This is a genomic window from Asticcacaulis excentricus CB 48 (assembly GCF_000175215.2).
GTDB classification, from domain to species: domain Bacteria; phylum Pseudomonadota; class Alphaproteobacteria; order Caulobacterales; family Caulobacteraceae; genus Asticcacaulis; species Asticcacaulis excentricus.
The window spans coordinates 833,621-857,777 of record NC_014816.1 but is presented as its reverse complement, the minus strand read 5'-3'; the positions used below and the strand labels follow the sequence as shown (position 1 = coordinate 857,777).

Annotated in this window: 25 protein-coding genes; 14 read left to right on the top strand and 11 right to left on the bottom strand. The window is 61.7% G+C overall.

Translation table 11 applies throughout. From position 1 onward, the window contains the following. The first annotated feature begins 115 nt into the window (after nt 1-115). From hisIE to ASTEX_RS04005, 3 genes are all read left to right on the top strand, one after another. Entirely contained in the window at nt 116-763 is a 648-nt protein-coding gene (gene hisIE, locus ASTEX_RS04015; RefSeq protein ID WP_013478330.1) for a bifunctional phosphoribosyl-AMP cyclohydrolase/phosphoribosyl-ATP diphosphatase HisIE, read from the top strand. Between the two features lie 63 nt (nt 764-826). Then, entirely contained in the window at nt 827-1,345 is a 519-nt protein-coding gene (locus ASTEX_RS04010; protein ID WP_013478329.1) for a DUF805 domain-containing protein, read from the top strand. 86 nt (nt 1,346-1,431) lie between these two features. Beyond that, a complete protein-coding gene (locus tag ASTEX_RS04005) occupies nt 1,432-1,959 on the top strand; it encodes a hypothetical protein (RefSeq protein WP_013478328.1) in 528 nt (175 codons plus the stop codon). Here ASTEX_RS04005 and ASTEX_RS04000 read toward each other — a convergent pair. After that, nucleotides 1,956-3,368: a hypothetical protein gene (locus ASTEX_RS04000; RefSeq protein WP_049781596.1), complete on the bottom strand. Its 1,413-nt coding sequence runs from the start codon at nt 3,366-3,368 to the stop codon at nt 1,956-1,958. The genes ASTEX_RS04005 and ASTEX_RS04000 overlap by 4 nt on opposite strands. Nucleotides 3,369-3,678: 310 nt before the next feature. On the opposite strand from ASTEX_RS04000, the gene ASTEX_RS03995 reads away from it, so the two are divergent. The 3 genes from ASTEX_RS03995 to dgcA all read left to right on the top strand — a co-directional run bounded on the left by ASTEX_RS03995 (nt 3,679) and on the right by dgcA (nt 8,263). Then, nucleotides 3,679-4,341 carry a hypothetical protein gene (locus ASTEX_RS03995; RefSeq protein WP_013478326.1) on the top strand — a complete coding sequence of 221 codons (663 nt, stop codon included), beginning with the start codon at nt 3,679-3,681 and terminating at the stop codon, nt 4,339-4,341. A 167-nt stretch (nt 4,342-4,508) separates the two neighbouring features. Beyond that, the gene (locus tag ASTEX_RS03990) at nt 4,509-7,304 is read left to right on the top strand and encodes a hypothetical protein (RefSeq protein WP_013478325.1); all 2,796 of its coding nucleotides are present in this window, start codon (nt 4,509-4,511) and stop codon (nt 7,302-7,304) included. Then, entirely contained in the window at nt 7,304-8,263 is a 960-nt protein-coding gene (gene dgcA, locus ASTEX_RS03985; RefSeq protein WP_013478324.1) for an N-acetyl-D-Glu racemase DgcA, read from the top strand. The genes ASTEX_RS03990 and dgcA overlap by 1 nt, the downstream gene beginning before the upstream one ends. Before the next feature lie 122 nt (nt 8,264-8,385). On the opposite strand, the gene ASTEX_RS03980 is transcribed toward dgcA, so the two are convergent. From ASTEX_RS03980 to ASTEX_RS03965, 4 genes are all read right to left on the bottom strand, one after another. Next, nucleotides 8,386-8,709 (bottom strand): hypothetical protein, encoded by a 324-nt coding sequence (locus tag ASTEX_RS03980; RefSeq protein WP_013478323.1) that lies wholly within the window; start codon nt 8,707-8,709, stop codon nt 8,386-8,388. Further along, a complete protein-coding gene (locus ASTEX_RS03975; RefSeq protein ID WP_013478322.1) occupies nt 8,709-9,134 on the bottom strand; it encodes a CBS domain-containing protein in 426 nt (141 codons plus the stop codon). The genes ASTEX_RS03980 and ASTEX_RS03975 overlap by 1 nt, the downstream gene beginning before the upstream one ends. 101 nt (nt 9,135-9,235) lie before the next feature. Further along, nucleotides 9,236-10,222: a bile acid:sodium symporter family protein gene (locus ASTEX_RS03970; protein ID WP_013478321.1), complete on the bottom strand. Its 987-nt coding sequence runs from the start codon at nt 10,220-10,222 to the stop codon at nt 9,236-9,238. A 31-nt stretch (nt 10,223-10,253) separates the two neighbouring features. Next, a complete protein-coding gene (locus ASTEX_RS03965; protein ID WP_013478320.1) occupies nt 10,254-11,144 on the bottom strand; it encodes a 2-dehydropantoate 2-reductase in 891 nt (296 codons plus the stop codon). A gap of 82 nt (nt 11,145-11,226) precedes the next feature. Between ASTEX_RS03965 and ASTEX_RS03960 the strand changes: the two genes are divergently transcribed. From ASTEX_RS03960 to ybaK, 3 genes are read left to right on the top strand one after another with little or no spacing between them, the layout of a single operon-like run. Beyond that, nucleotides 11,227-11,679: a DUF4442 domain-containing protein gene (locus tag ASTEX_RS03960; protein WP_013478319.1), complete on the top strand. Its 453-nt coding sequence runs from the start codon at nt 11,227-11,229 to the stop codon at nt 11,677-11,679. Between the two features lie 51 nt (nt 11,680-11,730). Continuing rightward, on the top strand, nt 11,731-12,768 hold the full coding sequence (locus tag ASTEX_RS03955; protein ID WP_013478318.1) for a threonine aldolase family protein: 1,038 nt from the start codon (nt 11,731-11,733) through the stop codon (nt 12,766-12,768). Between the two features lie 9 nt (nt 12,769-12,777). Beyond that, on the top strand, nt 12,778-13,254 hold the full coding sequence (gene ybaK, locus ASTEX_RS03950) for a Cys-tRNA(Pro) deacylase (protein WP_013478317.1): 477 nt from the start codon (nt 12,778-12,780) through the stop codon (nt 13,252-13,254). On the opposite strand, the gene ASTEX_RS03945 is transcribed toward ybaK, so the two are convergent. Continuing rightward, nucleotides 13,255-13,881, bottom strand: a complete 627-nt coding sequence (locus ASTEX_RS03945) for a glutathione S-transferase family protein (protein ID WP_013478316.1) — start codon at nt 13,879-13,881, stop codon at nt 13,255-13,257. A gap of 63 nt (nt 13,882-13,944) precedes the next feature. Then, nucleotides 13,945-14,406: a DUF2269 family protein gene (locus tag ASTEX_RS03940; protein WP_013478315.1), complete on the bottom strand. Its 462-nt coding sequence runs from the start codon at nt 14,404-14,406 to the stop codon at nt 13,945-13,947. Nucleotides 14,407-14,459: 53 nt separating this feature from the next. Between ASTEX_RS03940 and ASTEX_RS03935 the strand changes: the two genes are divergently transcribed. Genes ASTEX_RS03935 through ASTEX_RS03925 form a run of 3 tightly spaced genes read left to right on the top strand, consistent with a single transcriptional unit; the run spans nt 14,460 to nt 16,556 of the window. Further along, the gene (locus tag ASTEX_RS03935; protein ID WP_013478314.1) at nt 14,460-14,885 is read left to right on the top strand and encodes a DCC1-like thiol-disulfide oxidoreductase family protein; all 426 of its coding nucleotides are present in this window, start codon (nt 14,460-14,462) and stop codon (nt 14,883-14,885) included. Next, nucleotides 14,882-15,490 carry a DUF4166 domain-containing protein gene (locus tag ASTEX_RS03930; RefSeq protein ID WP_013478313.1) on the top strand — a complete coding sequence of 203 codons (609 nt, stop codon included), beginning with the start codon at nt 14,882-14,884 and terminating at the stop codon, nt 15,488-15,490. The genes ASTEX_RS03935 and ASTEX_RS03930 overlap by 4 nt, the downstream gene beginning before the upstream one ends. Then, nucleotides 15,480-16,556, top strand: coding sequence for a saccharopine dehydrogenase family protein (locus ASTEX_RS03925; RefSeq protein WP_013478312.1), 1,077 nt, complete (start codon nt 15,480-15,482; stop codon nt 16,554-16,556). The genes ASTEX_RS03930 and ASTEX_RS03925 overlap by 11 nt, the downstream gene beginning before the upstream one ends. Here ASTEX_RS03925 and ASTEX_RS03920 read toward each other — a convergent pair. From ASTEX_RS03920 to ASTEX_RS03905, 4 genes are all read right to left on the bottom strand, one after another. Continuing rightward, nucleotides 16,546-17,331 carry a tetratricopeptide repeat protein gene (locus ASTEX_RS03920; RefSeq protein ID WP_013478311.1) on the bottom strand — a complete coding sequence of 262 codons (786 nt, stop codon included), beginning with the start codon at nt 17,329-17,331 and terminating at the stop codon, nt 16,546-16,548. The genes ASTEX_RS03925 and ASTEX_RS03920 overlap by 11 nt on opposite strands. 63 nt (nt 17,332-17,394) lie before the next feature. After that, nucleotides 17,395-17,916, bottom strand: a complete 522-nt coding sequence (locus ASTEX_RS03915; RefSeq protein WP_013478310.1) for a DUF1993 domain-containing protein — start codon at nt 17,914-17,916, stop codon at nt 17,395-17,397. 81 nt (nt 17,917-17,997) lie between these two features. After that, nucleotides 17,998-19,704, bottom strand: a complete 1,707-nt coding sequence (locus ASTEX_RS03910) for an alkaline phosphatase D family protein (protein ID WP_013478309.1) — start codon at nt 19,702-19,704, stop codon at nt 17,998-18,000. 111 nt (nt 19,705-19,815) lie between these two features. Continuing rightward, nucleotides 19,816-22,350, bottom strand: coding sequence for a TonB-dependent receptor (locus ASTEX_RS03905; RefSeq protein WP_013478308.1), 2,535 nt, complete (start codon nt 22,348-22,350; stop codon nt 19,816-19,818). A 277-nt stretch (nt 22,351-22,627) separates the two neighbouring features. On the opposite strand from ASTEX_RS03905, the gene ASTEX_RS03900 reads away from it, so the two are divergent. After that, on the top strand, nt 22,628-23,209 hold the full coding sequence (locus tag ASTEX_RS03900; protein WP_013478307.1) for a YceI family protein: 582 nt from the start codon (nt 22,628-22,630) through the stop codon (nt 23,207-23,209). Between the two features lie 69 nt (nt 23,210-23,278). Then, nucleotides 23,279-24,103: a DODA-type extradiol aromatic ring-opening family dioxygenase gene (locus ASTEX_RS03895; RefSeq protein WP_013478306.1), complete on the top strand. Its 825-nt coding sequence runs from the start codon at nt 23,279-23,281 to the stop codon at nt 24,101-24,103. Nucleotides 24,104-24,157 lie beyond the last annotated feature (54 nt).

Below are 24,157 nucleotides of genomic sequence, written 5' to 3'. Positions count from 1 at the left end.
GGAAATTAAGCGAAAAAATCTCGCAGGGCCGCCCCAAGAGATTTGTTCTCAATCTGATCAAACGTGAAAAAGCATCGAGGCATAGCCGAGAGACTTTGTTCACGAGGAAATTTAAATGCCCGAAGCCCACACACTGCCCAACCCCCTGACGCTGGCCGATATCGACGCCCTCGATTTCACCAAGGGCGACGGCCTGATCCCCGCGATTGTGCAGGACGCTGACACGCTTCAGGTGCTGATGCTGGGCTATATGGACCGCGCCGCCCTGACCGAGACCCTGACCGATCGTCAGGTGACCTTCTTCTCGCGCTCCAAAAACGGCCGCTGGCGCAAGGGTGAAACCTCGGGCGACTTCCTCAATCTGGTCAGCGTCACCACCGATTGCGACGAAGACGCGCTGCTGGTGCTGGCGCGTCCCGTGGGTCCAACCTGTCACACCAAGACCACCTCGTGCTTCGGGCACGACACCGCTCCCGGCATCGGCTTTATGGGCCATCTGGCCGCCGTAGTGAAGGACCGCGCCAAGGCCCCACCGGCCGACAGCTATACCGCCCGCCTGATGCAGAAGGGCGTCGCCAAGATCGCGCAGAAGGTTGGCGAAGAAGGGCTTGAAACCGCTCTGGCCGGGCGTTGCGGCGACCTCGACGAACTGCACAACGAAGCCGCCGACCTGCTCTATCACCTGTCGGTGCTGCTGATGGCGCGCGACACGACGCTGGAGGCCGTGCTGGACATCCTGCGCGAGCGTCACGCAGGGCGGTAAGAGGCGTCTGACAGCTCTCCCAGGTTGTGATTGTCTCCCTTTTAAACAAGGGGGGGATAAAACATGTCCAAACGCAGCGGGCTATTGATAGGTCTTTCGGACTTCGTCTCTCCCAAAGGGAGGCTGAACCGCCTGCCTTACTTTGCCAACGCCGCAGCCGTGAATATCATCTCATTTGCCATAAGCTTTGTATTTATGGCCCTGATGTCATGGGCGATAGAAGCTGAGACCGCTGTGTCACTCGTGGTGCAGATGATATGGGTGGCCCTCGTTATCTTCCTGAATTATGTCTGGTTTTGCCTTGTAGCCAAACGCCTGCACGATATTGGCCTGACAGCATGGATTGGTCTGATCATCTGGGCTGACACTGCCCTGTTGCTGATCACGATGACTATGGAAATCGTGGGTCAGCCCCTGTCTCTCTACACCGATACCGACCTGATCCAGACGATCATAACCATCGTCCGGGTGATTTTCAGTCTGATCATACTGTTTACCCCCGGTCAGACGGGTGAAAACCGTTTTGGTAAGAGCCCGAACTATTACCTCCAACCGCAGAAACCGCACGTCCTTGAAGGCTGAGTTCCACGCCACTTCCACGTTTTCGGATTCGACAAGCCCACAGTCAGTGTTAGAACAGGCGGGATAACACCGCTCAGAGCCTGCCCATGCGTCGCCCTGCCTTTGTCCTGTTTTTGTTTGTTCTGGTTGCTCTGGTCAGCGCGCCGGATGTCGCGCGCCGTTTTATGGATATTGACGCCCCGTGGCTAGGCTGGGTTCAGGCCGGGCTGATGGCGGCAGGGGTGGTCTTCGCCGCCCGCGCCCGTTTGCGCGATGCTGGTAAGCCCGAAGGCTGGTTGTGGCGGGCCCTGCTGGTCGTTACGCCCGTCTATGCCCTGTTTGCCTCAGCGGTCGCGGGTCTTCTGCCCATACCGAGCCAGCTCAGCACCCTGGCCCTGATTGGGGCCAACGGGCTGGTGTTTGGCGGGTTGATCACTCTGGCCCTGTTGCCATCGGCATACGCCGCGACACCGGCAAAGCCCCGGCGATCAGACTCCGATGGCGGCTTTGTCCCGGCGACGGACACGAGCTCAGCTGCGTCTTCGGGGAAGGGCGCACAAGATTCGGGTAGCGACAGCGGCTCTTCCGACTGGTCGAGCAGCAGCGATGGTGGCGGGGACGGCGGCGGGGATTAATAGATGGGACAGGCCTTCCACTCATAGGGGACGGCCATCAGCGAGCGACCGCGCCATTCGATGCGGTAGCCACGCCCTTCGGCCGGGCGGTCGGACATGTCTTCGCAGCGACTCATACTGACGTAGCCCAGCACCTGCTGCCCCTTGCGCTCGGCGGAATATTTACCGTCGGCAAAGCGCACCTTGGCCGTGTCGTAATCCTGCCAGACGCGCTCACCGTCGCGCACCGGACGTTTCAGCACCACCACGTCGAGCGCCTTGTGATCGAAGGCGCGCATATAGCCGATAACCTCTTCGAAGCAGATGCCGGGCAGAAGCTGCGCCGTGTCCGGGCAAGAACTGCGCGCTATGGCGACCGGACGGGCTTCGCCATAGGCTTCGAAAATGTCGCGCGGCTTGGGGGCAAGCGGCGCACCGCAGTCGCTCAGGGCCTCTTCGGCAACAAAAAGAGCGCCGTCACGGTCGTGAACGCGGAAGACGGCCGCCTCAGTCGCCGAACACCCCGACGGGATGGTCAGCTTGCTGCGCTCGAACCATCGCTTGTCGGCCTTGAACCCGTTGCTAGCGCGCTTAAGCACCAGTTGTTCAACCGCCTCGTCCTTCAGCACATCGCCGGCGCGCACCGCGTACTTCGAAGCGATCAGGTCCAATTCCTTCTCCTCCGCATGGGCTCGCAGATAGGCGATACCGGTCTGCGCGCAGTAGGTTTTGCGCACCACATCGCTTTCGGCACAGGTCGGGTCCGGCTGTGCCAGATAGCGCCAGTCACCTTGGGCCCGTAAGGTTTCCGTGCGGGGCCAGGCTTCACGGTTGGCGCGCACTGGCGCACCGGCCGTGGGCGGGTCCACCGGGATCGATGGGCCATCGACGCGCCAGGGGCCGTTCGGCTGGCGCGGGCCGCCGCCGCAGACCACCGTCTGGCGCTCCTGCGCCACCGTCTGCCCGCCACGGGCTTCAATTGTGTAGAACACCCCTTCGCCACGCAGGGCATAGCAGTCGCGCGGCACAAAAACGTCCGAGGTCGGCAAGTCGGCTTCGTGCCAGCGAAGGCCTTCGGGCGTCAGGGTCAGGTCGAACAGGCTGTAATCGCGGCCATAATCACCGCGCACGGCTTCCCCCGCGGCTGCCGCATTGCGCACGCCCAGCACCCGTGCCTGAGTCCGTCCGGAGGCCTTAAGCGTCGCCGCCACGCCGTCAAAACAGGGGCCATTTTCGAAAGACCGCGAGGCTTCGGGGCAGTTGGCCTTAGGCGCCGCCAAATAGCGGGCCGCGCCCAAGACCTCATGCACCGTGCCGATTCGCGCCGGCTCCACCAGAGTTGGTGTCATCTGTGCCTGCGCCACCGCAGGACACCCAACGGCTCCAAGGGCCATCCCGGCCATGATCAAACCTGGCTTGCGCAAGCGCATGCATGCCCCCATTTCTGCAATCTGTGATATTTTCGCTGCACGCCCCTGACAGCATCTTTACCATAACCCACAGGGCAAACAATCGCCATAATTTCCAGCAAATCAGACAGAACCGAAGAGGGTCAGCCGCGCGTTTAGTGGTAAGCCTTACCTCAGAACCTTTTGGTTGCAGTCGTCAACAATTTGCGGCATATTTATGGTGATTAAAGGTACGAGGTAAAGGCTTTGGCCGACCTCAAACTCTCAATTTCAAAGTGGCGTAAGGCTGGCCGGGGCAGACCGGTGGGGACTTTCTGGACGCGCATTCACCATGTCGGCGCTGTTTGACATCATCATCGGCTTTGTTGCGGCCCTCGTTTCAGCGGCGTTCTTGCATTTCGGTGCCGCAGCGGCACCGGAACAGCCGAAACCTGCGCCCGTCACCCAGAAACAAGCTGTGCCGGCGGCCACGCCGAGCGCAGCGGTCACACCCGTCACCGAAACGACCCCGCTCAGCCAACCGGCACCGACGCAGGAGGGCGCCCCTCGTGGTGTGGCCGCCAAAAGCGAACCCGTGAAATCTGAGCCCAAACGTGATGCGGCGGCGGTTAACGTACCGGTCGTGCGGGTGCAGGCGGTGCGCACCGAAGCGCAAACCGCGCTCCCCTCAACTGTGGCCCCCGCGCTTCCGACGCCACCCGCACTGGCCCTCCCCCCGTTGCCGGCGGTTTCGGTCTTCCGGCTGCACGTTGCAGAACTGAGCGCGGAAGATGAGGTCACTATCGCCCGTGAAGTGGAAAAGAGCCTGCGGACCGCCGAACGGGCGGGCGCGCTTGAAATTGCCGTACACGGCGAGGATGCCAAGTGGGTGATCAAGGCTGCAAAGGCCGCGAAAGCGTCGCGTCAGGCACAGGAAGACGCGCTAAGCGGTCCCTGCCCGGACTCGCATGGGGTCCCCGCGACGGGTCAGATTCGCACGATTGTTGCCCAGTAGGCCGACAGATGCATCGCCGCCGGACTGGACGGGTGGCAGCCTATGGTAAACATCCTCACTTCTACCGCGCTAAACCATTTGCGTTATCAATGATCTGCGGCTAGCGTTCGCCTCACGGGAGAACCCGGCTTTCCGGTGGTAAAGACCCTGGCGCAGGACAGTATTCTATGAAATCTCGCATTCGTCCCCCTCTGAACCTCTCGTCTTCCGAGACGCGGGGGCGCAAATCTAGACTACGCCCGCTGTTTGAGGACGATACGCCAGCCGAAGATACGGCACCTGAGACTGTGAACGTCGAGACTGCCAACACGGACGCGGATACGGACGATCTCGACATTCCTTCGACCGCGCGCCTAAGCCATGCGCGCTCGGACAGCGAACCGACGCACGACGTGCTGCCCGACACGACGGAGGCCGCGCGTGAGGTTGAGCCCGCGCCCCGTGATGTTGAGCCCGCGCCCCGTGATCTTGAGCCCGCGCCCGTGGACGACCTGTTCGACCAACCACTGGAATCCCATGCGGCCCTAGAGCCTCAACCGGCCCCGCCACCCGTCGAGGCGATTGAGGCTCCGCTGCACGCCCCCCTGCCGCCGCCGACCCACGGCGAGACGCCGTCCGCCCTTACCTCGCACCGCAAGGCCGAGCCCGCAACCGCGCCGGTCAGCCCCGTCGAAGTTAAGCCCGACGGCATCATGAAGGTGTCAGGCGGCTCGCCCGTCCCCTTCTGGGGCGGGGTGACGGTTATTAGCTTGGGTTGGGCTATGTGTCTGACCGCATTTATTCTGGGGGCAGAAACCCATATCTCCGCCTTTACGCTCCAGCCCTTCCGCGTGGTGATTCTGGGGGCGCTGGCCCTGTTCCCCATCGGACTGATCGTCGCCACGGCCTTTGCGCTGCGCCACGCTGCCGCCCTGTCGCGCGAAGCCCGCCGCACGGCGGCGCTGGCCGACGCCATGGTCGCCCCCGCCGCCATTGCCGCGACCCAGACGACCGCTCTGGTCGAATCGCTGCGTCAGCAGGTCGAACAGGCGGTGCGTGCCGTGCGCGTGGCGCACAACGACCTTAACGAACTCAGCCTACGCATGAAGGTTGAAACCGAGTCCATGCTGGCCGCCGCCGAGCAGGCGCGGCAATCAACGCAGACCATCACCGGAGCCCTGTCGCTTGAGCGGCAGGCGGCGATGGATATGGGCGTGCAACTCGATGAACAGGCGCGCGGGGTTATCGAGGCCGTGGACCGTCAGGCGCGCATGGTCGCCGATGCCTCCGATCTGGCTCAGACACAGTTGCGCGAAGCCGAAGCCGCACTGGCGGCGCGAGCTGCCGACCTCGCCTCCGTAGCCGCTGATACTCACAATACGGCCCGCACGGTCGCCGAAGACCTGGATCGTCAAACCTTGCGTCTGGAAACCGCCGGGGCCGGCGTGGCCGATCAGATCCGCAGCGTCGAGGAAGGCCTGGGGCAGCAGCGCGCCGGGCTGGTCTCCGCCGCTCTGTCGCTGCGTGCCGATCAGGAAGACTTCGCCGTCCATCTGGAAAACCAGCGCGCGCAACTGTCCGAAGCGCTCAGCGTGACGCGAAACGCCACGATCGAACTCGGCGAAAGCTCGTCGCGCGGCGTCGATACCCTGCGCGATTTGGTGCTGCACGCGCAGGAACAGTTCCGTCAGGTGCTCAACGGCGCTGAGAACGAGCGTACGGCCTTTGAAACGCGCATTCATTCGACCTTGTCCAACATCTCGGTCATGGCCGCCGATGCACGCGATGAACTTATCAACGAGACGAGACGCGCGTTGGAGCAGCTTAACCTCGCCGCAGAGGACGCCCGCCGCGCTGCCGCTGATGCCGCTCAGACGGCCCAGGTACGCGTCGATCGCCTCAACGAGTCACTCTTCGAAGCGGGCAAGAAAGCCGATGAGGCGTTTGATGCACGCTTCAGTTCGGCGCGTCGCCTGATCGAGGATTCCGCCGCCCTGATTGATGAGGCGGGCCTGACCGCCGCGGATCGTCTCGACAACGCCTTCGGCCACGCACGTGATGGCATCAAGCAAGTGGAGGCGGCGCTGAGCGACCTCAACGCGCGCGCCGACGAACTGCCGCTGCAGGCCAAGTCGCGGCTGGAGGAAATCCGCCGCGCGGTCGAAGACGGTCTTCTGGCCATGACCGAAGCGGCGCGCAAGGCGGCGCTGGAAACGGAAAGCGTCGACCAGGCGTTCCAGGAGCGGGTCAAGCGCAATTACGACATGCTGACCGAGGCCGTGCGACTGATGGGGGTCATTTCTTCCCAGCCCCTGCCGACCGCACCGCCTGCCCCCAACCCCTATGTGGAGCGCTTTGAGCGTCCGCGCGACAGCACAAGCCCACGCGTCGCGACGCCGGAACCGCGAACACCTGCGCGCCCTGAACGCCCGCGCCGTGCACTCGACCCGCTGGAAGCACCGCTCGATACGCCCCGCCCGGTCTCTGCCACCCCGTCGGCGTCGCGCCCCCCCAGCGGCCTATCATGGCGCGACCTGCTGAATGGAATGGATGGCCGCGAAACCAGCCCGCGTGCCACGCCCGCCCGTCCTGAACCCGCCCCCGCCCCGATGGAGCCCGGCGGCGCAGACAATCTCGATGACCTGATGATTGCCGAAGTCGCCTCAATGGGCGTCGATGCGCAGGCTTTGCTCAATCGCTCGCGCCTCGAAGAGATCATCGCCGCCATCGTCGCCGAAGACAATGAAGGCGCACGGCTGGTCCTGCGTCGCATTGCCCCGGCGGCCATTCGCCGCCTCAGCCGCCGCCTGACTACCGACGCCAGTCTGCGCGATCAGGCGCAGGAATTTGTTACCTTCTACGACCAGCAGCTCAATATCGCTCTGCTCACCCGTGATCCACGTGGTGCCCTGACGGAGATACTGGCCACCCCAACGGGCCGCACCTATCTGCTGTTCGACGCCGCCATCAGCGACCTCATTTGATGCGCCTAACCTGTCGCTCCGAAGCCTGGCCCATTGCCGGGCGCTTCACCATTGCCCGCGGCTCCAAGACCGAAGCGCACGTCCTCTATATCGAGGTAACGGATGGCCTCCACACGGGCCGCGGCGAAGCCGTTCCTTATGCGCGTTATGGCGAAACGGTCGAGGGTGCGCTGGCGGCGCTGGACGCCGCACGCCCCGCCATCGAAGCCGGGCAAATACCCGCTCTCACAGGGGCTGCCGCCAATGCGCTCGATTGTGCCCTGTGGGATTTGCGCGCCAAGGCGTCGGGTGTTCCGGCGTGGCAGACGGCGGGCCTACACACCTTCAGCCCGCTTAAGACCGCCTATACGCTGAGCCTCGATACGCCGGAAGCCATGGGGGCGCAGGCCGCCGCAAATGCCCGACGCCCGCTGCTCAAGCTGAAAATCGGCGGGCCTGATGACTTGGCCCGCGTGGAGGCCGTGAGGCGCAATGCGCCTAGAACGCGCCTTATCGTCGATGCCAACGAAGGCCTGACACTCGATAGCCTCAAGGCCCTGGCACCCGAACTGCAACGCCTGGGCGTCGTGCTGATCGAACAGCCGTTGAAGGCCGGTGAAGACGATGCACTGGAAGGCTACAAATGCCCCGTGCCGCTATGCGCCGACGAAAGCCTGCATACGCGCGTTGAGCTGGAACGCTGCGCCCGGCTCTATGATGCGGTCAATATCAAGCTCGACAAGACCGGCGGCTTGACCGAGGCTTTGGCGCTAAAACAGGCGGCGCAGGGCAAGGGGCTGAGGATCATGGTCGGCTGTATGGTTGCCACCTCGCTCAGCATGGCTCCGGCCATGATTGTGGCGCAGGGCGCAGACTTCGTCGATCTGGACGGGCCACTGCTGCTCGCCAAAGACCGCGAGCACGGGCTGAAGATAACCGGTTCGATGTTAGAACCACCCGAACCGGCGCTGTGGGGTTAGGTTGCGGTTGATAAAAAGAGGGTTTTGCTCAGAATCATTATCCAAGCGCCTCCCCTGAAATCAAGGGAGGCGCTAAAGGAAAATGTTGTCTCTAGCTAAATCACCACACGCCAGGTTGCGCTCTAGGCGCGATCCTCTTCCCGCAGATATTCATTCACCGCATAGCGCAATTCGCCAGCGTGCGCCGTCCAGCGTTCGGAGTGAATTGAGGTGTCGCCGATTTCGCCGATCAGACGGCGGATGTCGGCCGCGTGCTGCATGTTGCGCTCACCTTCAGCCGGGTGCGCCTCCAGATACCCAAGCAAAGCCGGTTTGACCTGCTCATAGGTGACAACGCGCAGGGTGTTGTTCGCCGTGTCGATCAAGTCATCGAGCAGGGCCAGAATATTGTTGCGCATCGGGGCGGTTGAGGTGTCATCGCGGATCAAATCATCACGAACGGGCATTAGGCGGCCACCGTATCTTCGGCCACAGCGTTTTCAATGCTGCCGGTCAGGTCCCGGTCTTCGGTGACGCGCGCAATATCGCCGATAGACAAGACGCCGACGATACGACGATTGACATCGAGTACGCAGAGGCGGCGGATCTGCTCGGCCTTCATGTGGCGTGCCGCGACGTCGACATGGTCGCTCTCCAAACAACAGACGATGCGATCGGTCATCACTTCGGACACCTGGGCGTCCGGGCTTAAGCCCTCGGCCAGACCGCGCACCACGATGTCCCTGTCAGTGACGGCCCCTTGTAGCCGGTCGTCTTCGCCCACGGGCAGATAGCCGCAGTCACAATCGCGCATCAGCCGCGCCGCAACGGCTAACGGGGTATCCGGGCGGATAATCTTGATGTCCCGGCTCATGACGTCCTTGATCAGCATGGTCCTCTCCTTTTGCGGTTGGAGGCCAATGGTAGACACAACAGCATAAGGTCTCGCCGTGGCCGCTACAGGCTGAGCTAAGGTTCGAACAAAAGGCGCGTTTAGGCGTTTTTGATCTTTAGGCGCGGAGCGAGAAATGCGCAGACGATCAGTTGCAACTGATGGAACAGCATCACCGGCAACAGAACCGGCCCCAGCACGGCGGCCGGAAACAGCGTCCCCGCCATCGGCACGCCCGAGGCCAGCGACTTTTTGGATCCACAGAACAGCACGACCACACGGTCTTCGTGGCTAAGGCCCAAGCGCCCGGAAATCCACCAGGTGCCCCCCATGACCAACGCCAGCAGCCCGGCCCCAATAACGAAGATCAGGCCCAGATCGCTTAAGCCCACCTTCGACCACAGACCTTCGACCACCGAGGCCGAAAAGGCCGTGTAGACGACCAGCAGGATCGACCCGCGATCAACTCGCCCGACCAGCGTTTTGTGTCTGTCGAGATAGCCCTTCAGCCACGGGCGCATCAGGTGCCCGACCACGAAGGGCAGCAGCAGTTGCAGGGCAATCTCAATGATCGAATCGAACGACACGCCGCCACCCGTCGTCTTCATCAACACCGCGACCAGTATCGGGGTAATTACAATCCCCAGAATATTGGACAGAGAAGCGCTGCACACCGCGGCTGCCACATTGCCGCCCGCTATAGCCGTGAAGGCGATGGACGACTGCACGGTCGAAGGCAGCAGGCACAGAAAGAGCACGCCCGACAGGATCATCGGGTCCATTACAGGTTTCAGCGCCGTCTGTATGCCCAAGCCCAGCAGCGGAAACACGGCAAATGTGGTCAGGAACACCACCAGATGCACCTTCCACGCCATCAGACCTGCAAAGATCGCTTCACGCGAGAGCTTGGCCCCATGCAGGAAGAACAGTAATACGATAGCCGCGTCCTTGACCCAGCCAGCCAGCACGGCGCTGTCGCCCCGCACCGGGAAGATTGAGGCCAGCACCACCATACCCAGCAAGGCCAGGATGTACGGATCGAAGGTTTTGATCAGGTTACGCAGCGTGAAAGCAGGAGCATCGGTCATGCTTTCCTTGTCGGCGTCTTTGGGCCGATAATCAACCCGGGACGCCCACCTTTTGGGCTGCCAGAAGCGGCACGATCAGGTCGCTGACGGGTGTCGGGAGGCCGTGCAAACGCCCTTTGCGCACGATGACGGCATTGCGCGCGTCCCATTCGGTTTCACGTCCGGCGGCGCGGTCATCATACATCGAATTTGTATCGTCGGGGGCGGCGGCCATAAACCGCGCCATTTGGGCTTCAATGAGATCGTCGGGAAGCTCCGCCCCTTCGGCTCGCCCCACCGCGACGCATTCGCTCAGGATGGCGCGCGCAATCTCGGCAATACCTGGCTGATGGAAGACCTGCATGGTTTGTCCCGTGAGCGCCAGTATGGCTCCGCCCGGCGCGTTGACGCACAGTTTTTTCCAGTTTTCGCTCACATAGTCGGGCGTCGGGCGCGCCGTGACAAAGCTGCCGGCAAAAAGTGCGCAGAAGGCCTGACCTTCTGGCGTATCGGCGGTCAGCAAGCCTGCCCGTCCCCGCCATTCGGCGACACCCGGTTCAGAACGTGCTGCCGGAACATCGACCACCACCGGCACCAGCACCGTCCCCACAGGAACCACTGGCGTGACCCGCTCACGATGCTCGACGCCGTTTTGCAGGATGGCGACACGGGTCTGCGGCCCGACCGTGGCGTTGAGCCACGCTGTTGCCCCTTCGACCTGATGCGCCTTGACGCACAACAACACCCAATCGACGGGCGCGAGCGCGTGTGGTGTGGTCACCACCGTCGCGCGACGGCGCGGTGCCATCTCACCGGCATTGGCGACCTTAAGCTGCGCGAAGGCCTGCCGGGCGGCAAACACCACCTGATGACCCGCGTCGATCAAGGCAGCCCCGACGCTCAGACCGACCGCGCCAGGCCCGATGATGACTATATTCGCCATTTTATTCCGTTTCCTTACCCTAGGTGATTCTATCGCGTCGTTCGCTTTGACGATAACGTAAACCTCTTCTACGGGGTGTGTGATGACCGACTTTGCCAAACGTTTCAAGCTGATCAACTATTATCCGCCGTTCATCGGGGCGGGCATCCGCGTCGTGCGCACCAACGCCGATTTCACCGAGATCGAGGTGCAGATGAGGCTGCGCTGGTGGAACCGCAATGTGGTCGGCACGCAGTTCGGCGGTTCGCTTTATATGATGTGCGACCCTTTCTTTATGGCCATCCTGATGACGCATCTGGGGCGCGGCTATATCGTCTGGGACAAGGCGGCGCGCATCGACTTTCTCAAGCCCGGCCGCGGACGGGTCACGGCCATTTTCCGCATTTCACTGGAAGAGATCGCGCGCATCCGCGCAGAGGCCGACGGCCAGCCCAAACTGGAGCCGGAATTTGAGGTTGATGTGGTGGACGACGCCGGCGTAGTGGTGGCGCGCGTGCACAAGACGCTGTATGTGAGGAAAAAGCCCCCGAAATGAAGCCCCTCCCTCGCGTTTGAGAGAGGGACAAAATTTGCGACAGAGTGACGAATGGTCTGGTTCGCCAGCGACAATACCGCCCCCATGCACCCCGCCGTTCTGGCCGCGCTGAGCGCCGCCAATAAAGGTCATGCGGCCTCCTACGGCGCGGATGAAATCACCGCGCGCCTCACTGCCCGCCTGCGCGAAGTGTTTGGCAATCCGCACCTGATGGCCTTCCCGACCTTCAACGGATCGGCTACCAATGGCGTGGCGCTGGCCTCGATAATGCGGCCGTTCGAAGCGACCATTGCCACGCGCGACGCCCATATCCAGAACGACGAGTGCGGCCTGCCAGAATTCTTCACCGGGGCCAAAATCCTGATTGCGCCGGACGTGCTGGGCAAGCTGACGCCCGAAGGCATCGAGGCCATCGTCGCCCTGTCGCAAGACCATGCCCCGCATGCTGCGCGCCCGAAGGTGATCAGCCTGACGCAATCAACCGAGATCGGCACGGTCTATGGTGTCGAGGAGTTGCGCGCGCTGCGGGCCGTGGCCGACCGGCACGGCCTGCTCATTCACATGGACGGGGCGCGGCTGGCCAACGGAGTGGCGGCCTTAGGTGTATCGCCTGCCGAGGCCGTGACCGGGGTGGATATTCTGTCGTTTGGCGGCACCAAGGCCGGCGCGGCCCTGGCCGAAGCCGTGGTAATTTTAAATCCGGCCCTAATCCGCGATTTTGAATACTGGCACAAGCGAATGGGGCAGTTGCCGTCCAAGATGCGCTTTGTTTCAGCGCAGCTGCTGGCTCTGATCGAAGACGATCTATGGCTGACACTGGCGCGGCACGCCAATGGCTTGGCGCAGCGTCTGGCCGAAGGACTGAGCGGGCTTGAGGGGGTAGCGCTGGTCTATCCTCAGGCCGCCAATGCCCTTTTTGTCACCCTGCCCCCGGCTCTGGCGGAGGCGTTGCAGGCCGCCGGGCACCGCTTCTATCCGTGGTCTCTGGCCGGGGAGCACGTCTATCGGCTGGTGTGCAGCTTCGCCACGACCGAAGACGAAGTCACCGCGTTTTTGACGGATTGCAAGATGCACCTCCTCAGCCGCTGAGACCTAGTCATGTCTAAAACCACCGCTGCCACCGCCGCCCTGCAAAAGGCCGGGATCGCCTTTGATCTTCATCCCTATGCCTACGACCCGGACGCATCGCGCGTCGGCCTACAGGCCGCCGAAGCTCTGGGTGTCGATCCCTCCCAGACTTTCAAGACTCTGATGGCCGAGGTCGATGGCAAGGGGGTCTGCGTCGTCGTACCGTCCGACGGCGAGGTGTCGATGAAGAAGCTGGCGGCGCACTTCAAGGGCAAGTCGGCGCAGATGATGAAAGTGCCCGAGGCCGAAAAGGTCACGGGTTTCAAAGTCGGAGGCATCTCCCCCTTCGGTCAGCGCAAAACCCATCCGACCGCCGTCGACGAGACGGCGCAGCTTTATGAGCGCATCTATATCAATGCCGGCCAGCGCGGCCTGCTGCTGTCAATTGAACCCGACGCCGCCATCCATTTCCTCAATGCCGGATATGTGGATGTGATGGCGGAGTAATCACGTGGCGGTCTTGCCGACCGTCATACCCTTTTGCACCGCCGGGCGCGCGCTCACCCTATCAAACCACGCCTTGATATGCGGCGTGTCGGCGAGCAGTTCTTCCTGCTGATAAAAGGTGCGCAGCGTATTGATCCACGGATAGATGGCCATATCGGCGATGGTATAGTCGTCACCTGCCACATAGGCGTGCTTCGACAACTGGGTTTCCAGCACACCCAATAGGCGTTTGGCTTCATTGGTATAGCGGTTCAGCGCATAGGGCACCTGTTCGGGGGCAAAAACCGCAAAATGCCCCAACTGACCGAACATCGGCCCCAGCCCGCCCATCTGCCAGTTCAGCCATTCCAACACCTTGTAACGCGCTTCGCCCGAGGCGGGGAGAAATTTACCGGTTTTTTCGGCCAGATAGACGAGGATCGCCCCGGTTTCAAAGACGCTGACGCCCGCGTCTTCATCGACAATGGCCGGGATCTTGTTGTTGGGGGAGATCTTCAGAAAGTCCGGATGGAATTGCTCATCGGCACCGATATTGACCGGCCTGACCTTGTACGGCAGGCCCATTTCTTCGAGGGCGATGGAGGCCTTGAAGCCGTTGGGCGTGGTCCAGGTGTGCAGAACGATCATGGTCTTTTCCCTCAATAGGTCCAGTGTGACGCACACATGGGCATGAAAGCGCAAACATCAAGGTTAGGGCTTTACGACCATCAGATAGAAAACCACCACAATCGCCGGAAAGGCCAACGCCCCAAGGATCACCCACCACCGCTCATAGATCCAGTAGAGCCGCGGCAGGGGCTCACCCGATGCATAGGCGACTTTTGCCAGATCGCGCATCCTTATCTGCATCCACACCACCGGCAACCAGCAGGCCCCGGCAAAGAGATACAGCAGCAATCCCCCCAGAACCCAGCCGCCAAACAGCTCCAGCCCGCCCAAATGCACCAGCCACAGACCGCTGAGAAGCTGCACGATGACGGCGGGCGTGGTGAACAGCCAATCGGCTATGACCACATGGCGGGAAGCAAAGGCGATGCCCGCCACCTCTTTGCGGCGATTAGCCATAAACATGAAAAAGGCCGTGCCTATGCCGGTACCGAAGAGAATGGTCGATGAGACCACATGCACCCACTTCACCCACAGATAGAGCATTGATCCTCCTCCCCTTCGCGCCTAGACTCCCTGTCATAGTGGCAGGGGATCGAATGGACAAGTCAGCGAAAACACCCCGCACCTCCCCTGAGATCAGGGAGGAAGCTCATACTCTCTGGCTTGTCTATGATGGTGACTGCGTGCTGTGCCGCTCCGGCGCTCTGGGCTATCGCATCAATCGGGCCGTGGGGCGTCTGCAGACGCTCGATGCGCGTGGTGACCCCGATCACCCCATTCTGACAGAGATTCGCGCCCGTCAGCTTGACCTCAATCAGGGCATCGTCGTGGTCTATGGCAATCAATGGCACCACGGGGCCGAGGCGCTGAACCGGCTGGCGGTTCTAGGGTCGACCAGCAATCTTCTCAACCATTTCAATGCCTGGATATTCCGCTCGCCGCGCCGCACGCGCTGGCTCTATGCGTTGCTGCGGGCGGGGCGCAATCTCAGCCTCAGACTGGCTGGAAAGACGCAGATATGAACACCACCTTCGCCACCATCTTTGCCGAACAATGGGACGCCCTGCCCCCGGCGCTCAAAGCTCACTATGCCAACCGTCCGTTTACGCGCGATCATGTGATCGTCGAAGGCACTCTGGATGTCGAGATGCACCCGCTGCTGCGGCGTTTGTCATGGCTGATCAGGGCGACGGGCATGTTGACGCCCTATGAGGGCAAGGCCGTGCCGGTGACCGTGCATTTCCGCTCCGAACTCGACAGCGATGCCTTTGTGTTTGAGCGTCTCTTTCGTTTTGCAGGGCGCGCCCCCGTTACCTTCCGCTCGCGCATGGTGTCGAAACGCCCGCACCACGTAACGGAATATATGGCCACCGGCATAGGCTGGCAGGCCCATTACGACTATCACGAAGGCCGGGTGCGATTGCAACACGCCGGCTATGTATGGCGACTGTTCGGCCTCGACATGCCTCTGCCGATAAGTGGTCTGGCCGGACGCGGCGATGCGTGGGAAGAGGCCACAGGAGACGACTGTTTCCGCATGTATATGGAACTGCGCCACCCGTGGTTAGGTAAACTCTATAGCTATGGCGGGGCCTTTCGCGTGACGGAGATGCGTCTTGACGGGTAAGGTGCTGATCCTGGGCGGCTATGGCAATTTCGGCAAGCGCATCGCGGCGGGCCTGATCCGCCGTGACGTGCCGGTGATCATCGCCGGTCGCGACGCCAGTAAGGCCAAAACCTGTGCCCGGTCGATTGGGGCGCAATGGGCGGCCTTCGACCTCAGTAGCGGTTTGTCCGAAGCCCTGCGCACGCTCAAACCCAGCGTCGTGGTGCACACCGCTGGGCCGTATCAGAACGCTGACTATGGCGTAGCCGAAGCCTGCATCGCGGCGAGGGTACACTATGTCGATCTGTCCGATGCGCGAGGTTTCGTAGTGGGCTTTGATCGGCTGGACGCCGCAGCCAAGGCGGCGGGGATTGTGGCCATCAGCGGCGCTTCGACCGTGCCGTGCCTGTCTTCGGCGGTACTGAACCATTTCCGCGACCGCTTTGCGACACTTGAGGCGCTCGATTTCGGCATCTGCCCCGGCCAAGGGGCCGAGCGCGGCCTGGCAACCACGGCGGCCATCCTGTCCTATGTGGGAAAACCGCTTAAACCCTTTGCCGGGCATCCAACGGCCTATGGCTGGCAGGGCCTCCGGCGGCACGTCTTCCCCCATCTGGGGCCGCGCCTTATGGGCGATTGCGATATTCCCGATCTCGACCTTCTGCCCGCCACCTATGGCTTACGGTCGATCCGTTTCGGGGCTGGGCTGGAGTTGGGTTTTATCCATCTGGGGCTGTGGGCCCTGTCGTGGGGCGTGCGCTGGAAGCTGCTTCCTTTTCCGTTGGCAAGACTGGCCAAGCCCCTGCTGAAGGCGGCTGACCTGTTCGATCCGCTGGGCTCCGACGATGGCGGCATGTTCATCGTCCTGTCGGGCACGGGACTGGACGGACAACCGCTACACCTCGACTGGCACATCATTGCGCGCAATGGCGACGGGCCGCAAATCCCTTCGGTCCCGGCCATTCTGTTGGCCGAACGTCTGGCTAAGGGGGGCACCACCGCCCCCGGCGCGCGCTCTAGCCTTGGCCAGATAACCCTCGCCGACTATCTGGCCGCGCTGGAACCGTTCGATATTGTTACGGCTTAAGTTTCTTCTTCACTTGCTGGATATAGATCAGCTCATTTCTAGCGATCTGATTTTTCGGGTCGAGTTTTAGCGACGCCTTGTACGCCGCCTCGGCCTCGTCCCAGCGGTTGAGTTCGATCAGGGCATAGCCCTTGCGACGCAATATCGCGGCCTTACCCATATCTGACAGGCCCAACATGAAGTTGTTCAGATGCTTGTCGGCCGCTTCGATGGTTTCCTCGCTGCGCCCCGCCTGCCCCAGACAGAACAGATGCTCGGCGATCATCGCCTCATCGAACGGATCACGCTTCAGCCCGTCCTCAAGTATCGTGATGCACCGCGCAAAGTCCTTGCGATCCGCGTAGACCCAGCCCAATCCATGCGCGATGGTCGCATAGGGCGTCGGCCCCGACAAATTGATATTGAGCTTGGTCTTACCGTCTTTATCGCCACCTGCGGCCATAACGCCAACCATCAGCGCCGCCGTCATATTGCTGGTGTAGACATTGATGTGGTCGTCGCAGCGCTCGAGGTAATAGGGCGCAGGGGCCGTGGCCATGACGGCCTCCATATCCGGCACCAGCGCAAGAACTTTAGCCCGGTCAGCCGCCTGAAAGGCCGCCGAAAAGGCTTGCGCGACAGCCTGTGCCTTCGCCTCGGCAGCCTTGTCCCCCGACTGGCAAGCCACCACATCTAGCTCTGGTTTTCCGGCGTCGTTGGTTGCGTCCTGCGCCACCGCGTTGCCGGAAAAAGCCAGCGCCGCGCATAAAGCGATGAGTGTGCTGCGAAACAGCATGAAAAAAGCCCCCCGTTGTTAAAACAGGAGGCTAAACTCATCCCCGCAGGGTGGCAAGTGTGCTTACAACCCGCCGCGCAGATAGTCGGTCTTGCCCAGTTCGACGCCATAATGGCGCAGGATGGCGTAGGCGGTCGTCACGTGGAAGAACAGGTTGGGGATGACGAAGCCGACGACATAGCTGTAGCCCGTAAACGGAATTTCGCGGTTCGGCAGTTTCAGCACCACATCGCGGCTTTCGGCACCGTCAAACAGGGCCGGATCGACGGATTCGATATAGGCAATAGTCTTGACCAGACGGTCTTTCAGCTCGGCAAAGCTCGTTTCTGTGTCGGCCATAGACGGGATCTCCGTGCCGGTCAGGCGCGCCACAGCCCCCTTGGCCGTATCCGACACCGACTGAATCTGACGGCGCAGCGGGTGCATATCGAGCGCAAGACGCGCTTCGATGACCACTGACGGGTCGATCTTTTTGGTTTCGGCGAAGGCCTCGGCCTTGCTGAGGATATGGGTCAGGTTCTTCATCGCGTTGATGAGAACGGGCACGGTCATCGAATAGATCGAAACAGGCGGTATCTGGGTCATGGACAGTCTCTTATAGGTGCCCGGTGCGGCACTCCACCCCAGATGGGCAAGCACAGAATACAATCAAGCCCGAAGCTAATATCAGACGATAGAAATCACCTTCAAAGGCCCGACGCCATCGACCTCAGCCTCGGCGGCGAAGGTGCCATCTACCGTGACCAGATAATCGCGCGTGGTGATGGTCGAAACCGACACCCACTCACCTGTCGCTGTTTCTGGAGTCAGGGTCAAACGCACAAAGCCGTTGCGGTCGGTCGAGGCGGCCAGCACTTCATCGTTCTGATCGGCGAGCACCTTCGCAAGGCTGAAATTGGGCAGCAGGTGGTCGAACCACACGGTCGGGCTCGAAATTGCCGTGACGCCCAGCTCCACCGCCACACGCTCGCCCTTGGCGTCGTGCAGTTCGTTGGCCCAGGCCTGATGGCTGTCGCCCGACAGCACCACGACACGCGCCTTGGCTTCGCGGATGAGGCCATAGAGGCGTTCGCGCTCGGCCGGATAGCCATCCCAGGCATCGAGATTGAGCGGCAGCGGGTCTTCGCTCTGGCTGAACAGGTCGATCATCGGCCCGATGACGCCGGCCACATTGGGCGGTAACATCTTCAGCATGCCAGTGATGCGCTCTTCACCATAAAGCGCCTTGAGGTCCGGGCCCTTGACCTTGGCCATAACCACCTGGTTACCGAACACCTGCCAGCGCACGCCATCGGACACTGAGGCCTTCAGGCCAGCCTGAAGCCACTGGCGCTGCGTGGCCCCCAACAGTTCGCGTTCGGGCGCGTTCAGCTCGGCGCGAAAGGCGGCGTAATCGGCCTTGCCTGCCGCATCGCGCTTGAGATCGCTCTGGTAGTCGAGCTGCTTGGTACGGCCCAAAAAGCGCGTCTCTGTCATGAACAGCTCGGCCAGTTGCCCGAAACGGAAGGAGCGGTAGATGGCTTCGGACAGCATACCCGGCTGCGGGTCACGAATGGGCATCCATTCGCGATAGGCCTTCAGCGCAGCGGCCTTACGCACATCGAAGTCGCCTTCGGTCGCCGGCTGGTGGTTTTCGGCGCCGTGCATCCACGGGTCGTTACACATTTCGTGGTCGTCAAAGACGCATATCCAAGCCGCGCGGGCGTGCGCCGCCTGAAGGTCGGTATCGGCCTTGTACTGGGCGTGACGGGTGCGGTAGTCGGCCAGAGTGACGATCTCGTGCGGCGGCTCGGGGATGCGGCCCAGCAGGCGGCCATTGCCCATGCCGTAGTCGTTCAGTCCCGCGCCGTATTCGTAGATATAGTCGCCCAGGTGCAGGACGGCATCGACCTCTTTGAGATCGGCAATGGCGCGATAAGCATTGAAGTAACCGTTGGAAAACAGCGAGCACGAGGCGACGGCCAGCACGACGCGATCGGTCTGAACAGGCAAGGTCTTGGCCTGCCCAACGGGTGAGATCACGCCCTGACAGACGAAGCGGTAATAGTAGATCTGCCCCGCCTTAAGACCCTGCGCATCGATCTTGACCGTGTAGTCGCACCCGGCGTCGGTGATGACACGACCGGTGCCGGTCAGCTTGCGGAAATCAGCGTGTTCGGCGATCTGCCACACGACTTCGGTAGCGACCTCAAGGCCCGACACGCGCGTCCACAGGATCAGGCGGTCGCTCAACGGATCGCCCGCCGCCACGCCGTGCGCAAAGTGCGCGCCCTTGATCGGCGCCTGACCGGACCCGGAGACGGCCGGCGCCGCCCCCATCAGACCGAAGGCCATCAGTGCCTTGCGGCGGCTTACCTTATACGTCGCGCTCATCTGTGCCGTCCCCTGCCATGAGTTCACGACCGGCCATAAGCCGCTTCGGTGACAGGGTTATTGCGCCTGCATGACAGTTTTATTCACAGGCTTATCCACAGGCCCGAGAGCTCAGTAATTGATGCGCAGCGTCACGCCGACCATGCGCGGTTCGCCGGCGATAAAGGTGGCAATACCGAGATTGTCACCCGTATTGCCCGCATCCTTGATATAGGCCTCGTCGGTGACGTTGTCGGCGTAGACTTCGACCGACCACGGGGCGTTCAGCGGCGCATAGCCCAGACGCAGGTTTAGGAGGCCATAGGCGTCCTGCTTTTCGTCCTGTTTGGTATCAGCCACCGGACGCAGGCCCGGCACCGCCGGCTGATACTTCGGAAAGTCGTTATTGTCGTCAAAGACGACTTCCGATTGCCAGGTGTAGGTCGGGGTGAACCAGAAGCGGGCGTTTTGCGTGCTGAACTTGAAGCGGCCGCCAAAGGACAGGCTGTGGTCCGGGTTCAGGCGGAAGCGGTTGTCTTCATAAAGGCCGTTGCCGAAGCGGGCGTGGCTGTAGGCGTATGTAAGAAACAGGTCGGCCCCCGGCGTCAGGCGGAAGTAGGCCTGGGTTTCAAGGCCATAGGCGTCGGCTTGACCCGCGCTGACCGTGATAAGGCCGCCGCTCGAGGTCGCGACCTGCGTCTGGAAGTTTTTGTATTTATAGCCATAGACCGCCGTATCCCAGCTCAGGCGACCGTCCAGCAGGCGCATCTTCAGGCCCAGTTCGAGGCTATCGACGATTTCGGCGTCGGCAGAGGTAAACTTCGGCGCAGCCAGCGGTGTGCTGCCCGAATCGCCGCTGACCACCTTGGGCTGACGCCCGCGCGCCGCCGAGACGTAGGCATTGAGCGTATCGCTGAAGGCATAGCGCGCCACCAGACGATAGGTGACGCCGTCGTCCGAGAAGGTTTGATCGACGCGGTTGCCATTGCCCGGTGTCGGCTGCTTGAAAATACCGACCGGCGGCATTCCGGCGACGACGGCCTGCACGACCAGCGGCGTTACCTGGGCCGTCCACGTGTTGATCTGAACCTGCGATGGCGGGGAGCCGGTGGCCTGAACATACTGCGTCACCAGTTGCGTCACCTGCGCCTGCACATTGGCGGTGATCACCGGCGTCAGGCTAGAGGTGGCCGCCAGAGCCGAAGGGGTTTCCACCGAGGCGGCATAGCCGGACACCTTGTCGTCTCGCGTGTAGCGTACGCCCGCACTGAGTTCGAGTTTCGGCGTGACGCGCCAGGTGAGATCCGCGTAGGCGTCAACCGACTCTATTTTACCGAAACTCACCGAAGACTCGCGGTGGTTGGTCAGCACGTAGGGCGACAACACGCCGAAAGCGGTATTGGCCGTCGCGTCCAGTACTGCGGGCGATTGCGGCGTCGGGCGTGCCAGAGCATTTCCCAAGAACAGACCCGCCAGACGCTCATTGATCTGCATCGGCACAGCGGTCGAGGCCTCTTCCTTGAAGTAGCTCAGGCCTGCAAACCATGACAGCGCCCCGCCGGCATCGTAGTTGAGACGCAGTTCCTGAGACCACTGTTTGCCCTTCGCGTCTTCGGCAATGGCGAGCAGTGGCAGCGACATGCCGTCGGCGTCAAACACTTCCGACGCTGAGAAGCGGCGATAGGCGCTGATCGACGACAGGCGATAGGCGTCCGAAAGACGCCATTCGCCCAGAAGTGTCGTGCCGGCAACAATGCGCTCAAGCCCCAGATCGCGGCTCTTGAACCCAGCCCCGTTGGCCAGAGCCGCGCCGGAGGTCGGCGATAGGTCGCCGATCACGGCCCCTGTCGTCGGGTCGGTCGGGGTAAAGGTGCCGGACTTGAAACCCGTGCCCGGCGTCGAATCCTTCTGATAGTTGGTGATCAGGTCGAAACGCAGGGTATCGGTCGGACGCCAGGCGACGGTAAAGCGCAAGGCATCGCTGCCTAGACCATTGAAGTCTTCACCGCCCAGTAGGTTTTCGGTATAGCCGTCGCGGTGCTTGGCACGGCCCGACAGGCGCACGGCCAGTGTGTCGCTGAGCGGCACGTTCACCATTGCATCGGCCATACGATAATTATAGTCACCCGCGCTGATGGCCGCCTTGCCATCCAGCACGGGCTTCGCTTTGGCCTGGATGATATTGACGGCCCCAATCAGAGCGCCGCGCCCGAACAGGGTTGATTGCGGACCCTTGGCCACTTCGACGCGGTCGAGGTCGAACAGTTCGACATAGGCCCCGCGTGCGCGCGAGATTGACACACCGTCCTGAAACACCGAAACGCGTGCTTCGCCGGTCGCCGCGCCCGAATCGGAGGTGATGCCCCGCATCACAAAACCGGGGTTGTTCGGCGACTGATCCTGGACCTCAAAGCCCGGCACGAACAAAGACATCTCAGCGAAGTCGGTGACACCAACATCGGTGAGGAAGGACGCACTAAGGCCCGTCACCGCTGCTGGCACGTTAAGCAGCTTCTGCTCGCGCTTTTGCAGCGTCACCACGATTTCCGGCACGTTGGCCTCACCTGAGCCCGTTACGGTTTGGGTTTGGGTTTGGGTTTGAGCCAGAGCCGGTGCGGCCAGAATCAGGGTGGCAAAAGAAACGGAGGCAAGGCGCAAAGCGGTCATGGACGGTTTCCTTTGGCGGGGTCGATAGAACGAAAACAACCTTCGCTTAACCAAAGCTTATGACAGTAGGGTTGCAGCCGTCACAATTACGCCCACATCTTGCAGATTGCTGCGCTTTGTCACGTAAAAGCGACAATTTCAGGCGAAACTGTGAACCTGTGCGCCCTCGAGTCGTAATAAATAGTCTCGTTATTTTTTCGCGTCCCCCTCTTGCCAGTCGAAACCGTAACTCTTATAGTTACGTTTATCGCAGATCATTCTCTTAAAGGAGCCCGCCATGCGTCACGTCTTCAAATCGACCTTTATCGCCGCCGCCCTGTTCGCCGGTTCGCTGACCCCGGCCTTCGCCGCCCCGGAAACCTACGCCCTCGAAGCGACCCACACCGAAGTCGTCTTCTCGTGGACGCACTTTGGCTTCTCAAAGCCGACCGCCAAGTTCATGAACGCCGTCGGCACGCTGGTGCTGGACGAAGCCGCCCCGGCCACCTCTTCAGTCGAAGTTACCTTCGCCATCGACGGTCTGAACACCGGCGTTGCTGCGCTGGACGGTCACCTGAAGTCGAAAGACTTTTTTGACGCGGCCACCTATCCGACCGCGACCTTCAAATCGACCAAGGTCGATGTGACCGGTAAAGACACGGCCAATGTCACCGGCAACCTGACCATCCACGGCGTCACCAAGCCGGTCACCCTGGCGGTCAAGTTAAACAAGATCGGTGCCAACATGAAGGGCGTAAAGACCGCAGGTTTCAGCGCCACGGGCCAAATCAAGCGTTCGGACTTCGGCATGGGTGCTTATGTCCCGGCGGTGAGCGACGAAATCGACCTCGTCATCACGGCCGAAGCCAACAAAAAGTAAGACCGGTTTTCGGTTCGTTTTTCGGGGGTGCGGTCACGGCCGCGCCCCTTTATTTTATTCAGGTGCCCCATGACGTCGCAAAATCCCCTGCCCACCCTTTATATCCCGCACGGCGGCGGCCCGTGCTTCTTTATGGAGTGGAACCCGCCGCACCTGTGGGACGCCATGGGCGACTATCTGCGCGACATCCCCCGTCAGGTGGGGCAACGCCCGAAGGCCATACTGGTCATCTCCGCCCACTGGATGACCGAACGCTTCACGGTGCAAACCAAGGCGAAACCGGGCATGCTGTTCGACTATTACGGCTTTCCCGACCATACCTACCGGCTGAACTACCCCGCCCCCGGATCGCCAGACCTGGCCGAGCGGGTGATTGCCCTGGCGGCAAAGGCAGGTATCCCCATCGATCGCGACGCCGTGCGCGACTATGACCACGGCGTGTTCGTACCCTTCCTACTGATGTACCCCGATGCCGACATCCCGGTCGTGCAACTGTCGATAAAAAGCAACTGGGATCCGCAGGAGCACATCGCACTGGGCAAGGCGCTGGCCCCTCTGCGCGACGAAGGCGTGCTGATCGTCGCCTCCGGCATGAGCTTCCACGACCTCAAGGCCCTGATCCGCATGAGCCTGGCCTATGAGCCGGTCAATGGCTCCCATCATTTTAATGACTGGCTGAACGATACGCTGACGGCCCACACGGGTGAGGCCCGCGACGCCCTGTTGCGTGACTGGTCAAAGGGAGCCGGCGCGCGTGTTGCCCATCCGCACGAAGACCATCTGGTGCCGTTGTTTGTCGCCGCCGGGGCCGCCGGCGACGCACCGTGCGTGCGAACCTATGACGAGACGCTGAAACCTATAAACACCGCAGTCAGCGGCTTTCAGTTCGGCTAAGGCCGACGGAGCTTGGCAGCATATTTACGATCAGCGTCAGTTTTGCCACTTCCA